Here is a 13,433-nt window from a genome sequence, read left to right as displayed (position 1 = left end):
AATGATACAGATTTATATTTTTATCCTTTTATTGTTCAGTGTTTTAGCAGGTGTTATTTTAGGAAAATATTTTGGAAAGCAAGAAAAATTAGCTAAAAGTTTATTGATTTTAAGCGCAGGTTTTTTAATAACAATTTGTTTAAATGAAGTTTTTCCCGAAATTTATGCTTCAGAAAATCATACTATTGGACTTTGGATTATTGGTGGAGTTTTAGTCCAAATGATTTTGGAAAGTATGACGAAAGGCTTTGAACACGGGCATTTTCACAGTCATAGTGAAAAAGCAATTTTACCAATTGCATTGATGGTCGGTTTATTTTTTCACGCCTTTTTAGAAGGAATTCCTTTGGCTTCACAAAAGGAAACTTTCTCGCCATATCTTATGGGAATTTTATTTCATAATCTTCCAATCTCTTTTGTTTTAGGCGCTTTTCTAATAAAAGGAACACAAAAATTTAGCGGGAAATCTTGGGTCATAATTTCTATTTTCGCATTGGCTTCTCCGATTGGAATGTTTTTAGGACATTATTTTAATCCAGATTTAGAAATTTATTTTTTGGCAATTGTTGGTGGAATTTTTTTACATATTTCTTCTGTTATTATTTTTGAAAGTAGTAAAAACCATAATATTGATTGGATGAAAATTATATTGGTCATTTGTGGAGTTTTATTGGCTTTGTCGGGACATTTATTTCATTAGAATTTATAAGATTTCACTAATATTTCCCCAGAAAATTTTAAATAAAAAAAGACTTCCACAGTTGTGAAAGTCTTTTTCAATCTATTTTTGAAAAGTTTTTTAAAATTTATAACCTAAAGTTAAAGAAATATTATTTTGATTATTTTTCACTTCATTCACCGCATAATTGCTACTTGGTAAAACAAAATTGTCTGAAAAATAATTAGAATTGACCGCATTATCACCTCTTAGAAAGGGGTTATTGTAAGTTGACTGGACATTTTGATAAGATGCATCTAAATAGATTGAACCAAAATCATAGCCAATTCCCCCTGCAATGGTCGTTCTTTTTCCTAAAATTAAATTACTAAAAGAGGAATTTCCTACTGAGCCATCGTTTCTATAAGCAGTAATACTTTGAGAATCAAAAGGACTATTTGCTAAACCATATCCTGCGCGCAGTCTTAAACCCATTAATCGGTATTCTGCACCCATTTTAATTTCAGATAAATTTTTGTAACTATTAGAGAAAAAATTATTTAATTCTGTTTCTGCACCGCCATATACTTTATATTTTGGTTTTGTAATTCCTAAAGTATAATCTACATTAATTGCAAAATCTTTGCTCGCCACGAAAGCCGCACTCACAGTTGCTTTCATAGGTGAAGAAAGTTTTCTGTCTTCAGTGTAAGTATCGTCTGTTGGATTATCATAAGAATTATAAATTCTTGTAATTTGCCACCAAGTAGGAGTTTCTAAAGACGCTCCTAATCTAATTTGATTATTCAATTTACCTATTACACCTAAACTTGCTGCAAAACCGTTTGATTGCTCAGAAAAGGGAGTGTATTGTTTATTAAAAATTTCTGTTGTATTTAAAGCAGAATCTGTAAATGCAGCAGTATCATATTGATCAATATTTGCAGTTTTAAAATGCAAAGCTGCTCCAAGATATAAATTATTATTATAATTTGCTCCAACTGCAAAACTGCTATTTGAAAGATTTCCATAGCGATTATAAGCATGTCCATCAAAATCTAGAGTTGTAGCTGCTGATGGAATGGAAAAACTAATATTTTTATTTCCAGCTGTCTCAGAATAGTCTTCAAGAGATTGTGTGGAATAATCTACGGCTATATTTATAAATTTCCACGGTGTATTACCTTCTATCTGAAATGTGGCAACACCCCCAATTTCTCCTAAATCTGTGTTATTTATTTTGTAATTTAAAGATTTACCATTAAAATTAGTAGTGTTTTTACTATTGTTAATATTTAAAGTCCCATTAATATCACTTGCTATAAAAACGCCAATTCCCGCTGGATTTGAATTTAAACTTGAAATTTCTCCGCCCAAAGCTCCCATCGAACCTGCCATTCCTTGATATTTTGCAGTACCATTAGAAAAATTATTAGAATAAACATCTACTGTATTTCTTATAGTCGAAATATCTTGTGCGCTCATGAGCGAAAAACTGACTGCAATTGTTAAAATTGCTAATGAATTTTTTATCATTTTATTATTACTAAAATTATAATTAATTATTATCTTCTAATTCCACCTCCGCTTGATCTTGTAGAACCGCCTCCAGAAGATGATGAAGAACCACCACCAAAACCGCCGCCATTTGTAGGCGCACTTGGTCTGTAAGAATTATTAGAACTTTCACTTTGACGGAATCCTCCTGAAGAACTTTCTCTTCTATAATCATTGTTCATCTCTCTTCTTGGTTGAACAGATTCTCTTTGTCTTGGTGGATCTTGTTGTCTTGTTCTAATTGGTACAGAATTTTCCGTATTTCTGTAACGACCTCCTGAGTTTTGATTTGGAATTGTGTAAGTATTGTTTCTAGTTCTTATAGGATTTTGGTTTCCATTTCTAGGATTTCTAAATCCATTATTTCCGTAATTATTTATTTGACTATTGTTATCAGATTTTCTTACTTTATGTAATCCGCCTCCATTTTCACCACTTCTTTTATATCGGTATGGATTATAATTATTTCCGTAATAACCTCCATAATAATTATTATAACCTCCATAATAACCTCCTCCATAATATGGATAATTAAATCCATAGTAAGGATTATAATATCCATAGTAAGGATTATAATATCCATTGAAACCATAATAACGAGCCCAAAAAGGATCATAAAAAGACCAATACCAATTACCTAATCCGTAATATATTGGATTAAAGCTACCTAATCCCATGGTATAAACATTTCCATACATATAATCATAATATGGAGAATAATTAATTTCTGTCCCGGCAAAATTTCCCCAATCTGAATCTGTATTTTCATTGGAATTCCAAGAATTGTATCTGTTATTTTTTAAATTTTGATTTTCTTTACTTTTATCAATGATAGATTGATCTTGGTAATTATAATAATCTCCCACTTGATTTCCTTCATTAGTAACGTAACCTTCGGGAAGAGTATCTGTATTTGGATTATAGTAAACTCCATCAGTTTCTGTATAAGCTCCAGTTTGCATTACACAAGAAGTCATTAGTAAACTTAAAGACAAAGCTAGAAAGCTTTTTACAGCAAATCTAAATGGACAATTTTTTTGTATATTTTTTTCCATGATGATGAATAGATTTTAATTATATTTATATTTGCACTTTGTACCAAAATTATACCATTTTCAGCATTCTATTTCGGTATAAAATTAAACATTTAAAGTTAGATACAAATACAGTTTAAAAGTTAAAAATAAAATAATATAAAGATGGCAAAACTTACAACAAGAAGTGAAGACTACAGCAAATGGTATAATGAATTAGTTGTAAAAGCAGATTTAGCAGAAAATTCTGGAGTGCGTGGTTGTATGGTGATAAAACCTTATGGCTACGCAATTTGGGAAAAAATGCGCGATGAGATGGATAAAAAATTTAAAGAAACTGGTCATCAAAATGCTTATTTCCCTTTATTTATTCCCAAAAGTTACTTTGAAGCGGAAGAAAAAAATGCAGAAGGTTTTGCGAAAGAATGCGCCGTTGTAACTCATTACCGATTAAAAACCGATCCAAATAACTCTAAAAAATTAATTGTAGATCCAGAAGCAAAATTAGAAGAAGAACTTATTGTACGTCCAACTTCTGAAGCAATTATTTGGAATACTTACCGCGGTTGGATTCAATCTTATAGAGATTTGCCAATTTTAATTAATCAATGGGCAAATGTGGTTCGTTGGGAAATGAGAACCAGATTATTTCTTAGAACTGCAGAATTTCTTTGGCAAGAAGGTCATACCGCACATTCTACAAAAAATGAAGCCATAGAAGAAACGGAAAAAATGCTTCATGTGTACGCAGATTTTGCAGAAAATTTTATGGCAATGCCTGTAATTAGAGGAATTAAAACAGAATCAGAAAGATTTGCCGGTGCAGATGAAACTTATTGTATTGAAGCTTTAATGCAAGACGGAAAAGCTTTGCAAGCTGGAACTTCACATTTTTTAGGACAGAATTTTGCAAAAGCTTTTGACGTAAAATTTACCAATAAAGAAGGGAAAATAGAATTTGCATGGGCAACTTCTTGGGGAACTTCTACCCGATTAATGGGCGCTTTAATTATGACACATTCTGATGATTTTGGCTTGGTTCTACCTCCAACTTTAGCTCCAATCCAAGTGGTAATTGTTCCTATTTTTAGAAGCGATGAACAATTAGCTGAAATAAATGAAGTCGCAGAAAAAATTCAAACTAAATTAAAAGAGAAAGGAATTTCTGTAAAATATGACAATCGTACAGAAAATAAACCAGGCTGGAAATTTGCGGAATACGAATTAAAAGGAGTTCCAATTAGAATAGCAATTGGTCCAAAAGATTTGGAAAATAAATCAGTAGAATTAGCAAGAAGAGATAATTTAACAAAAGAAACCCAACCGCTTGAAGGATTAGAAGATTATATAGAAAATTTATTACAAACAATTCAAAAAGATATTTATTTAAAAGCTGAAAAACACCGTACAGAAAATACAACTAAAGTAGATTCTTATGAAGAATTCAAAAAAGTCTTAGAAGAAAAAGGTGGTTTTATTTTAGCACATTGGGACGGAACTGCAGAAGAAGAAGCCCAAATTCAGGAAGAAACAAAAGCAACTATAAGATGTATTCCTTTAAATAATATTTTAGAAGAAGGCATTTCTATGATAACAAAAAAACCATCTAAACAAAGAGTTTTATTCGCAAAAGCGTATTAATTTAAAGAGTTTTTGTTAATTTTATTATAAAAATTAGATTATTCATAATAGTAAATTATTAATTCTTACATTTACTTATAACTTTTAAAAACAAACTATTATGTCACTAAATGTTATTGATTTAATTAAAAGCCAGTTTGATCCAGCTTTCATTTCACAAATTTCCACACATTTAGGAGAAAGTGAATCTGGAACGCACAAAGCAGTTGGCGCAATTTTACCAGCGATAATTGGTGGACTTGCCAATAATTCTGATAAACCTGGAATTTTAGATGCTATTTTAGGCTCTTCTTCCGGATATTTATTTGAAAATTTAAAAAATGATTTACACAATTCTAAGATTACTACAATTTTAACTGCTTTGTTTGGAGATAAATTAGAAACAATTGTAAATGCCATTTCAAACTTTTCTGGCATAAATAATACATCTTCTAGTTCATTATTAAATTTAGTAACAAGTGCAACAATTGGCTCTTTAGGAAAATATGCCACTGAAAATAATTTAGGAACTTCTGGTTTATCAAGTTTACTTTCAGGCCAAAAAGGAATTGTTTCTTCATTACTACCTACTGGTCTTTCATTTTCTTCTTTAGGATTGGGAAATTGGGGACAATCAGAAACAACGGTTCCAGAATTTGAAAAAGTAAATGTAACTAGTTTTGACGAACCAAAAGTAGATGTTACAAGAGTGGGAGAAACGCATGTAAATGTAGAATCTCAAAACAATAACAATGAAGGTTCTATTTGGAAATGGCTAATTCCCTTATTACTCTTATTTCTGGCAGGTTGGTTTTTATGGAATCAGATTAATAAAACAAAAAAAAATAACACAATTGTAACAATGACAGATACTACAAATGTAAAATCTGATTCTTCAAAAACTACAATAATCTCAGATTCTACATCTATAAATTTACCAGAAAAAACCAAAAAATAAAATTAATCTGGATAAAAGTGGAAAGATTGCAAGAGTCTTCTAAGAATCTACAATTCTTGAATGATATAATTTTTAATAATCAAATTTAAATATTTAATCCCAGAAATTTCTGGGATTTTTTTTTGAAGTTCTAAAATTTAATTAAACTTATTTCTATAAAAAGTTTTTAGAAAATAATTTTAATAGTAAGAATATTTAAACTACTTTTGTTAGACTAAACTAACATTTTTTATGAGTCGAGGCTGGAGAAAAGAAAAACATCAGAATTCTCTTTCAGAAGTATATTCTTCCATAAACGTCCCGCAAAATGCGGGATTTTGGAAAAAATTATTAGCATTTACAGGTCCTGGTTTAATGGTCGCAGTTGGATATATGGATCCGGGAAATTGGGCTACAGATATTGCAGGTGGAGCAAAATTTGGTTATACGTTGCTTTCTGTAATTTTAATTTCTAATCTTTTTGCAATACTTCTACAACATCTTTCTGTGAAATTAGGCGTGGTTGCAGAACGAGATTTAGCTCAAGCTTGCAGAGATCATTTCAAACCTACTACAAATTTTATTCTTTGGATTCTTTGTGAAATTGCGATTGTTGCATGTGATTTAGCTGAAGTAATTGGTTCTGCAATTGCGCTAAATTTACTTTTTGGTATTCCAATTACCTGGGGAATTGCAATCACAGGAATTGATGTTTTTATTATTTTGCTTCTTCAATCACGAGGATTTCGGTGGATTGAAGCATTCGTTGGTGGATTAATTTTCGTAATTTTTGCATGTTTTGGTTACGAAATTATTGCAAGTAAACCAGACATATTTCCAATGTTACAAGGTTTGCTTCCCACAAAACAAATTGTTTATGATCCTTCAATGTTGTATATCGCAATCGGAATTTTAGGCGCAACAGTGATGCCGCATAATTTATATTTGCACAGTTCAATAGTGCAAACCAGAAATTACAAAAGAGATGTGGAAGGAAAAAAAATGGCCATTAAATTTGCTACAATTGATAGTAGTGTTGCTTTATTTTTAGCTTTTTTTGTAAATGCTGCAATTTTAATTGTAGCTTCTGCCACTTTTCACAACACTGGTTATCAAGATGTTGCAGACATCTATGATGCACATAAACTTTTAGATCCACTTTTGGGAACAAGCATTGCAAGTGTAGTTTTCGCAATTGCACTTTTGGCTTCTGGGCAAAATTCTACTTTAACCGGGACTTTAGCGGGACAAATTGTAATGGAAGGTTTTCTACACATCAAATTAAAACCTTGGCTGCGAAGATTAATTACAAGAGTTCTTGCCATAATTCCCGCTTTAATTGTCGCCATACTTTATGGAGAAAAAGGCACTACAGAATTATTAGTTTTAAGTCAAGTTGTACTTTCAATGCAACTTAGTTTTGCAGTGATTCCTTTGGTGATGTTTACTAATTCTAAAACTAAAATGGGAGAATTTGCAAATAAAAGTTTTCTTAAAATTATAGTTTGGTTTGTCACAATAATCATTTTAATTTTAAACCTTTATTTATTATACACTACATTTTTTCCAAATGAATAAAGGACTTTTTCTTTTATTTTTCTTAAATATTTTTCTTTCCGCACAAGTAACGGTTACAGAAACAGCTTCTTTAAATGAACCAAAAATATTACAAGTAGAAACCGGAACTCTCTATGAAAATATAAATTCAACAGCCGAAAATATTTTTTTACCTACAATTTCTTATCACTTTGCTTTAAATAAAAAATTAGAATTTATTTTTTTAAATAATATTATTTACAAGATTAATGAAGAAAAAAATGAAACAGAATTTCCTGTGAGTTTGGGTTTGAAAACTCCATTCATTAATAAAAATAATACACAAATTTCTGTGGCTGGTTTTATAACAGGGCAAAAGAACGATCTGGGAAAAACTGTTTTTAATACTTCTTCTTATTTTTTAATTACTCAGGAAATAAATTCTAAATTAACATTAGAAAGCAATCTTGGAATCACTTATGATAACACTTTAAAATCTTTTATAAAAGAATATTCTGCAGTGGGGATATTTAAATTAAATCCCAAATTAAATGCTTTTTTAGAATATTTCGGCAGTTTTTGTAATAATGAAAACCCAAAACATCAATTCAATTCTGGAATTTCCTATTCCCTTAAAAATAATTTACAATTAAATGCTAATTATGGAATGGGCTTATCTGCAAATGCTCCCAGATATTTTATTTACTTAGGCACTTCATTTTAACTTTTTCAGAATAAATAATAATCTGCCTAAATGTCCTAATCTTCTCTTTGGCAAAAATTTTGCGAAAGATGGTTTATAAAATAAAGAAAATGGACGATAATAAAGATATTTACGACGAAGAAATAAATTCTCAAGAAAATTCTCAAGAAGAAAACCAAAATAATTCAGAAGAAAAAACTGAAAATCTGACACCCGAAAAATCTCCGGAAGATTTATTGGCAGAAGAAAAAGACCGATATATTCGGCTTTTCGCAGAGTTTGAAAACTATAAAAAAAGAACTGTAAAAGAGCGTAATGAATTCTTCCAATATGCACATCAAGAAATGATGATTTCTATGCTCGGAATTCTTGATGATTTTGAGCGCGCTTTAAAAGAAATTTCTAAAAATGGAAATGAAGCAGATTTAAAAGGTGTAGAATTAATTTATCAAAAATTCAAAAATAAATTAACCGAAAAAGGTTTAAAACCAATCGAGGTAAATGCGGGAGATGCTTTTAATGTTGATCTTCATGAAGCTATTACAAGTATTCCTGCGCCGTCAGAAGATTTAAAAGGTAAAATTGTAGATGTTGTGGAGACTGGTTATCAATTGCACGATAGAGTAATTCGTTTCGCAAAAGTAGTAACTGGAAATTAAAATCTTAATTTAATTATTAAAATTTTTTTAAATAAGAAACAATGACAATGACCAAAAGAGATTATTACGAAGTATTAGAAATCAGCAAATCCGCTTCAGGAGAAGAAATAAAAAAAGCCTACAGAAAAATGGCGATAAAATACCACCCGGATAAAAATCCTGGTGATTCTACTTCTGAAGAAAAATTTAAAGAAGCAGCAGAAGCTTACGAAGTTTTAAGTGACGGCAATAAAAAAGCACGTTACGATCAATATGGTCACGCCGGTGTGAGTGGAAATGGTGGTTTCGGCGGCGGTTTTGGTGGCGGAATGAATATGGAAGATATTTTCAGCCAGTTTGGAGATATTTTTGGTGGTCATTTTGGCGGCGGCGGAAGACAACAACAGCAACAAGTTCGAGGTTCTAACCTCCGTGTTAGAATAAAATTAAATTTAGAAGAAATTCTAAATGGAACGCAAAAAACCATTAAGGTTAAAAAAATGAAATTTGCTAAAGGTGTAACTTCTAAAACTTGTCCCACGTGTAATGGAGCTGGAGCGCAAATAAAAGTAATGAACACAATGTTCGGACAAATGCAAACGCAGCAAACATGTAGCACTTGTCAAGGATTGGGAAAAGTTGCAGATAAAATTCCAGCCGGTGCAAATTCACAAGGTTTGATAAAAGAAGATGAAGAAGTAACAATTAATATTCCAGCTGGAGCTAGAGAAGGTGTTCAATTGAGCGTTCAAGGAAAAGGAAACGACGCACCTTTTGGTGGAATTGCAGGCGATTTATTAGTTGTTGTGGAAGAGGAAATCGACAAAACAATCAAACGTGAAGGCGATAATCTTCATCAAGAACTTTATATTTCCTTTCCAGAAGCTGCTTTGGGAACTTCAAAAGAAGTAAATACAGTTGGAAGTAAAGTAAAAATAAAAATTGATGCCGGAACACAATCTGGAAAAATTTTACGATTAGCCGGAAAAGGTTTACCAAGTTTAGAAAGTTATGGAAAAGGCGATATGTTTATTCACATCAATGTTTGGACGCCACAAAAATTATCTCCATCTCAGAAAGAATTTTTTGAACAACAGTTAGAAAATAGTGAAATGATTGCAGAACCATCCGGAAAAGAAAAAACCTTTTTTGATAAAGTGAGAGATTTATTTAATTAAAAAAGATTTCCTTTCTTTAGGATTGAGTAAAAGAATTTTTTTTACTTTATAAACATCAAAAATAAGAGACTTTTTTAGGTCTCTTTTTTTATGATAATAATCAACAATTTAGAAATTGGTATATCTATTGATAAGTGAGCATTTAATATAAATTATCTATTAACTCTGAATAAAAAAAATTCAATGAAAAAACTTATTTTCAGTTTCGCATTTGCTTTACTAAGTCTATTTACTTTTGCACAGAGCAAAGATTATTAATTATCAACGCATATTTTAGATATTTCTAAAGGTTTACCCGCGAGTGGCGTTTCAATTAAATTAGAAAAAATGAATACTTCAACAAAAATGTGGGAAGTTGTAGATCAAAAAGCGACCGATGAAAGCGGAAGAATTTCAGATTTTCTAAAGAACGATAAGGATAATTCAGGCGTTTATAAATTTATTTTTATGACGCAATCTTACTTTCAAAAGATTAACGAAGAAACTTTCTATCCCTTTATAGAAGTTGTGTTTGAAATTAAAGGAAAAAATCATTTCCACGTTCCAATTACGCTCTCTGCTTATGGATATTCTACCTACAGAGGAAGTTAAATTATTTTAAATATTTAAAAAATCTCCAGAGTTTTCTGGTTTTTAAGTAATTGGGATTATGTTCATTCCCATAAGCTTCTCTTTCAAAACTAATATTTTGGTAAGCTAAATAGGGATTTCTATATTTTATGAGTAAGTAATAATATTCTAAAACATACCAAATATAAAAAAAGAAGATTAACGTTTCCGCTTGTTGTCGCAGGTGGATTTTTTCGTGATTTAGTAAAATAGTATTATTTCTATCCGACGCGTTTTTTAACAAAATAAATGGAAAAAACGTAATGCCGTTTATTTTTGTATTTTTGAGTAAGAAATGGCACACAATTATCATTTAACAAATATAAATTATTTTTAGGATTTAACTTATCATGCAAAAAGAAATCAAAGAAAATGAAGACTATTATTACAACGAACAAGGTTATAAGGTTTTCACAGAAAAATACCATCTGAAACGTGGTTTTTGCTGCAAAAGTGGTTGCAGACATTGTCCTTTTGGTTATGATAAAAAAACAGATTCTTTCAAAAAAATAAAAATAACTGATAAAATTTTAAAATAGATTTTCACTCTCAAAAATAATCTCATCATGAAAAAAAAATATTTAGTTTTCTTGTTAGCTGCAACTTTAGGATTAACTTCTTGCAGCCCATTTCAAGTAAAATCTGATTACGCTGAAACTGCAAATTTTAATAATTACAAAACTTATAAATTAAGAATTGACGACTTGAATTTGAATGATATTGATAAAGACCGCGTTTTAAATGAGGTTTCTAAACAATTACAAATGAAAGGTTTAAGAGTTTCTGATGCGCCAGATTTAATCGTAAATCTTAAAGCCAATCACAAACAAGTAAAAGATATTGTAGAAGGAAATCGATATGGAATGTACGGTGGATTTGGTTACGGCGGTTTCGGTTTCGGAGTTAATAGAACTTTTAGCAGAAATTATAACCAAGGATCTTTGATGATTGATTTGATTGACACACAAACTCAAAAATTAGTTTGGCAAGGCGTGGGAACCGGAATTTCTGTAGATTCACCAAAATCTAAACAAACGCAAATCCCAGAAATTGTTGCAGAAATTATGGCAAATTATCCCCCAAATAAGAAAAAATAATTTTCTAAAAATATTTAAAAAGACCGATATTGAAATCGGTCTTTTTTTGTGGAAAATAAAATTCTTCTATTATTAAATGAACATAATTTTGCTTTTGAAAAGAAATTAAAAAAAATTTACTTTCCCAAAACTTCAGCAATCGGATTTCCGACATTTCCACTTGGAAACTGTATTTTTAACAATGCACAAATTGTCGGTGCAATATCGGTCATGTGATAATCTTTATTAGTTTCACCTTTCTGAATTCCCCATCCCATAAATAATAATGGAATATGTGAATCATAAGAATTCCATGCGCCATGTGTTGTTCCTAATCTTGAATAATTTGGCAACCAAGAATCGTGGAAAATTAATTGAATATCGCCACTTCTTTGCCAATTGTAGCCGTTCATAATTCTGGTTTTAATTGGTTCCGGAATGGAAGATGGTGCTACTTTTTTCATATCCACGGCGAACAAAACACTTTTGTCGTGATTCAAATAATTAATTAAATAGTCTTTAACTTGAGTTTCATCTAACTTATTATCTGTCATTATTTTATCATCCAAATAAATCTGATTATTGGTAAAACTGATCACTAATTTATCAACGCCAAATTTATCCTTCAAAAATTGATTATAATCTTTTTTAGCACCTTCTCCGTAAAAACCTGTCGGCATTTTATGTTCTTCCATAAAACCTTCAGAATGCGCACCGCCGTGATCCGCAGAAAGGAAAACAGTATAATTTCCTGCACCAACAGTTTTGTCTAAATATTTAAAAAAATCTCCTAAATCTCGATCTAGTCTCAAATAAACATCTTCAACCTCAATAGAATTTGGTCCAAATTTATGACCTGCATAATCTGTGGAAGCTAAATTTATTGCAAGAAAATCGGTAATCGCGTCGTCTCCCAAGTTTTCTCCATTTATCGCTGCTTTTGCCATTTTTAAAGTCAAAGTATTTCCAAAAGGCGAAGTTCTAATATTGTCTTTTTTCTTTTGATAATCTGCCGCAAAATTATTGTACGGAAAAGTCGGTGTTTTCGCACTTCCAAGAAGTCCTTCCCACGGAGAATTATCGGGAGAACTTTCTGTATATTCTGAAATCGGAAGCAAAGTATTCCAACCATTTTTAACTAAATTATCCGGAACTTTTTGAGCATTAAAATCATTTACCCACTTTGGTAATTCATTCATATAATAAGAACTCGTTACGAAATCTCCTGTAGAATCGTCAAACCAAAATGCGCCAGTTGGATTATGACCAGCTGGTAAAATAGAAGCACGATCTTTTAAAGAAACGCCTACAACTTTTCCCTGAAAATTCGTGGCTAATCTCAATTGATCCGTCATTGTTGTGGACCAAAGATTTTTCGGTGATTGACTTCCTACTTTTGCATTCGCCGTTCCAACTGGTTTTACGGAATCATCTGCTGTACAATAAACACTTTTTCCAAGTGATTTGTCATACCAATCATTTCCACAAATTCCATTGATTGCCGGAACTGAACCTGTATAAATAGAACTGTGACCAACTGCAGTATAGGTTGGAACATACGGAATATGCACATTATTGACAGAGAAACCTTGGTTGATTAATCTTTTAAAACCATCATTTTCAAATTTATCATAATATCGGTATAAATAATCCCATCTCATTTGATCGACCACTAAACCAACGACTAATTTGGGACGTTTTAAAGTTGTGTTATTTTTTTGAGAAAATACACCCGTGGAAAAAATGGCGAGCGCGAAAATTAGGGATTTTTTAAACATTTTTTTGAATTAAAGTTGTTCTTCAAATTTAAGGGATTTTTTGGAGAGCTAAACAATTCTTTTTAATTTTATATTATATTTACATTAAGAAAGAATTGTAAAATTTTGA

General features: G+C 30.8%; 14 protein-coding genes. 10 read left to right on the top strand and 4 right to left on the bottom strand.

Translation table 11 applies throughout. The annotated features are described in order from the left end of the window. Nucleotide 1: 1 nt before the first annotated feature. The gene (locus tag ACN0WB_RS07100) at nt 2-700 is read left to right on the top strand and encodes a ZIP family metal transporter (RefSeq protein ID WP_417430266.1); all 699 of its coding nucleotides are present in this window, start codon (nt 2-4) and stop codon (nt 698-700) included. 99 nt (nt 701-799) lie between these two features. Here the strand turns inward: ACN0WB_RS07100 and ACN0WB_RS07095 are convergent, their stop codons facing one another. Beyond that, entirely contained in the window at nt 800-2,194 is a 1,395-nt protein-coding gene (locus ACN0WB_RS07095; protein ID WP_417430264.1) for an OmpP1/FadL family transporter, read from the bottom strand. 29 nt (nt 2,195-2,223) lie between these two features. Continuing rightward, nucleotides 2,224-3,270, bottom strand: a complete 1,047-nt coding sequence (locus ACN0WB_RS07090; RefSeq protein WP_417430262.1) for a prolyl-tRNA synthetase — start codon at nt 3,268-3,270, stop codon at nt 2,224-2,226. Between the two features lie 144 nt (nt 3,271-3,414). Here ACN0WB_RS07090 and proS point away from each other — a divergent pair, with 144 nt between their 5' ends. The 7 genes from proS (at nt 3,415) to uraH (ending at nt 10,452) form a co-directional block, all read left to right on the top strand. After that, nucleotides 3,415-4,890 carry a proline--tRNA ligase gene (gene proS, locus ACN0WB_RS07085; RefSeq protein ID WP_417430261.1) on the top strand — a complete coding sequence of 492 codons (1,476 nt, stop codon included), beginning with the start codon at nt 3,415-3,417 and terminating at the stop codon, nt 4,888-4,890. 100 nt (nt 4,891-4,990) lie between these two features. Continuing rightward, nucleotides 4,991-5,827, top strand: a complete 837-nt coding sequence (locus ACN0WB_RS07080; protein ID WP_417430259.1) for a DUF937 domain-containing protein — start codon at nt 4,991-4,993, stop codon at nt 5,825-5,827. A 231-nt stretch (nt 5,828-6,058) separates the two neighbouring features. Further along, nucleotides 6,059-7,384, top strand: a complete 1,326-nt coding sequence (locus ACN0WB_RS07075) for an Nramp family divalent metal transporter (protein ID WP_417430257.1) — start codon at nt 6,059-6,061, stop codon at nt 7,382-7,384. Beyond that, nucleotides 7,377-8,066 carry a transporter gene (locus ACN0WB_RS07070; protein WP_417430256.1) on the top strand — a complete coding sequence of 230 codons (690 nt, stop codon included), beginning with the start codon at nt 7,377-7,379 and terminating at the stop codon, nt 8,064-8,066. The genes ACN0WB_RS07075 and ACN0WB_RS07070 overlap by 8 nt, the downstream gene beginning before the upstream one ends. A gap of 89 nt (nt 8,067-8,155) precedes the next feature. Then, nucleotides 8,156-8,704: a nucleotide exchange factor GrpE gene (locus ACN0WB_RS07065; RefSeq protein WP_417430254.1), complete on the top strand. Its 549-nt coding sequence runs from the start codon at nt 8,156-8,158 to the stop codon at nt 8,702-8,704. A 47-nt stretch (nt 8,705-8,751) separates the two neighbouring features. Next, entirely contained in the window at nt 8,752-9,861 is a 1,110-nt protein-coding gene (dnaJ, locus tag ACN0WB_RS07060; protein WP_417430425.1) for a molecular chaperone DnaJ, read from the top strand. Between the two features lie 270 nt (nt 9,862-10,131). Beyond that, nucleotides 10,132-10,452: a hydroxyisourate hydrolase gene (gene uraH / locus ACN0WB_RS07055; RefSeq protein ID WP_417430423.1), complete on the top strand. Its 321-nt coding sequence runs from the start codon at nt 10,132-10,134 to the stop codon at nt 10,450-10,452. 1 nt (nt 10,453) lies between these two features. Here uraH and ACN0WB_RS07050 read toward each other — a convergent pair whose 3' ends face one another. Continuing rightward, on the bottom strand, nt 10,454-10,783 hold the full coding sequence (locus ACN0WB_RS07050; protein WP_417430252.1) for a hypothetical protein: 330 nt from the start codon (nt 10,781-10,783) through the stop codon (nt 10,454-10,456). A gap of 37 nt (nt 10,784-10,820) precedes the next feature. Between ACN0WB_RS07050 and ACN0WB_RS07045 the strand changes: the two genes are divergently transcribed. Both ACN0WB_RS07045 and ACN0WB_RS07040 read left to right on the top strand, forming a co-directional pair. Then, nucleotides 10,821-11,009: a DUF5522 domain-containing protein gene (locus ACN0WB_RS07045; protein WP_417430250.1), complete on the top strand. Its 189-nt coding sequence runs from the start codon at nt 10,821-10,823 to the stop codon at nt 11,007-11,009. 27 nt (nt 11,010-11,036) lie between these two features. Next, a complete protein-coding gene (locus ACN0WB_RS07040) occupies nt 11,037-11,567 on the top strand; it encodes a DUF4136 domain-containing protein (RefSeq protein ID WP_417430248.1) in 531 nt (176 codons plus the stop codon). A gap of 116 nt (nt 11,568-11,683) precedes the next feature. Here the strand turns inward: ACN0WB_RS07040 and pafA are convergent, their stop codons facing one another. Beyond that, on the bottom strand, nt 11,684-13,324 hold the full coding sequence (pafA, locus tag ACN0WB_RS07035; RefSeq protein ID WP_417430246.1) for an alkaline phosphatase PafA: 1,641 nt from the start codon (nt 13,322-13,324) through the stop codon (nt 11,684-11,686). Between the last annotated feature and the right edge of the window lie 109 nt (nt 13,325-13,433).

It is taken from the genome of Halpernia sp., assembly GCF_048269545.1.
Lineage (GTDB): Bacteria > Bacteroidota > Bacteroidia > Flavobacteriales > Weeksellaceae > Halpernia.
This window is presented reverse-complemented; position numbering and strand designations above follow the sequence as displayed.

What these genes read in the sequence shown, in the direction of transcription:
- ACN0WB_RS07075 (WP_417430257.1), top strand. Translation starts at nt 6,059, where the DNA reads ATGAGTCGAGGCTGGAGAAAAGAAAAACATCAGAATTCTCTTTCAGAA.
- proS (WP_417430261.1), top strand. Translation starts at nt 3,415, where the DNA reads ATGGCAAAACTTACAACAAGAAGTGAAGACTACAGCAAATGGTATAAT.
- ACN0WB_RS07070 (WP_417430256.1), top strand. Translation starts at nt 7,377, where the DNA reads ATGAATAAAGGACTTTTTCTTTTATTTTTCTTAAATATTTTTCTTTCC.
- ACN0WB_RS07050 (WP_417430252.1), bottom strand. Translation starts at nt 10,783, where the DNA reads ATGATAATTGTGTGCCATTTCTTACTCAAAAATACAAAAATAAACGGC.
- ACN0WB_RS07095 (WP_417430264.1), bottom strand. Translation starts at nt 2,194, where the DNA reads ATGATAAAAAATTCATTAGCAATTTTAACAATTGCAGTCAGTTTTTCG.
- ACN0WB_RS07100 (WP_417430266.1), top strand. Translation starts at nt 2, where the DNA reads ATGATACAGATTTATATTTTTATCCTTTTATTGTTCAGTGTTTTAGCA.
- dnaJ (WP_417430425.1), top strand. Translation starts at nt 8,752, where the DNA reads ATGACCAAAAGAGATTATTACGAAGTATTAGAAATCAGCAAATCCGCT.
- ACN0WB_RS07045 (WP_417430250.1), top strand. Translation starts at nt 10,821, where the DNA reads ATGCAAAAAGAAATCAAAGAAAATGAAGACTATTATTACAACGAACAA.
- pafA (WP_417430246.1), bottom strand. Translation starts at nt 13,324, where the DNA reads ATGTTTAAAAAATCCCTAATTTTCGCGCTCGCCATTTTTTCCACGGGT.
- ACN0WB_RS07080 (WP_417430259.1), top strand. Translation starts at nt 4,991, where the DNA reads ATGTCACTAAATGTTATTGATTTAATTAAAAGCCAGTTTGATCCAGCT.
- ACN0WB_RS07090 (WP_417430262.1), bottom strand. Translation starts at nt 3,270, where the DNA reads ATGGAAAAAAATATACAAAAAAATTGTCCATTTAGATTTGCTGTAAAA.
- ACN0WB_RS07040 (WP_417430248.1), top strand. Translation starts at nt 11,037, where the DNA reads ATGAAAAAAAAATATTTAGTTTTCTTGTTAGCTGCAACTTTAGGATTA.
- ACN0WB_RS07065 (WP_417430254.1), top strand. Translation starts at nt 8,156, where the DNA reads ATGGACGATAATAAAGATATTTACGACGAAGAAATAAATTCTCAAGAA.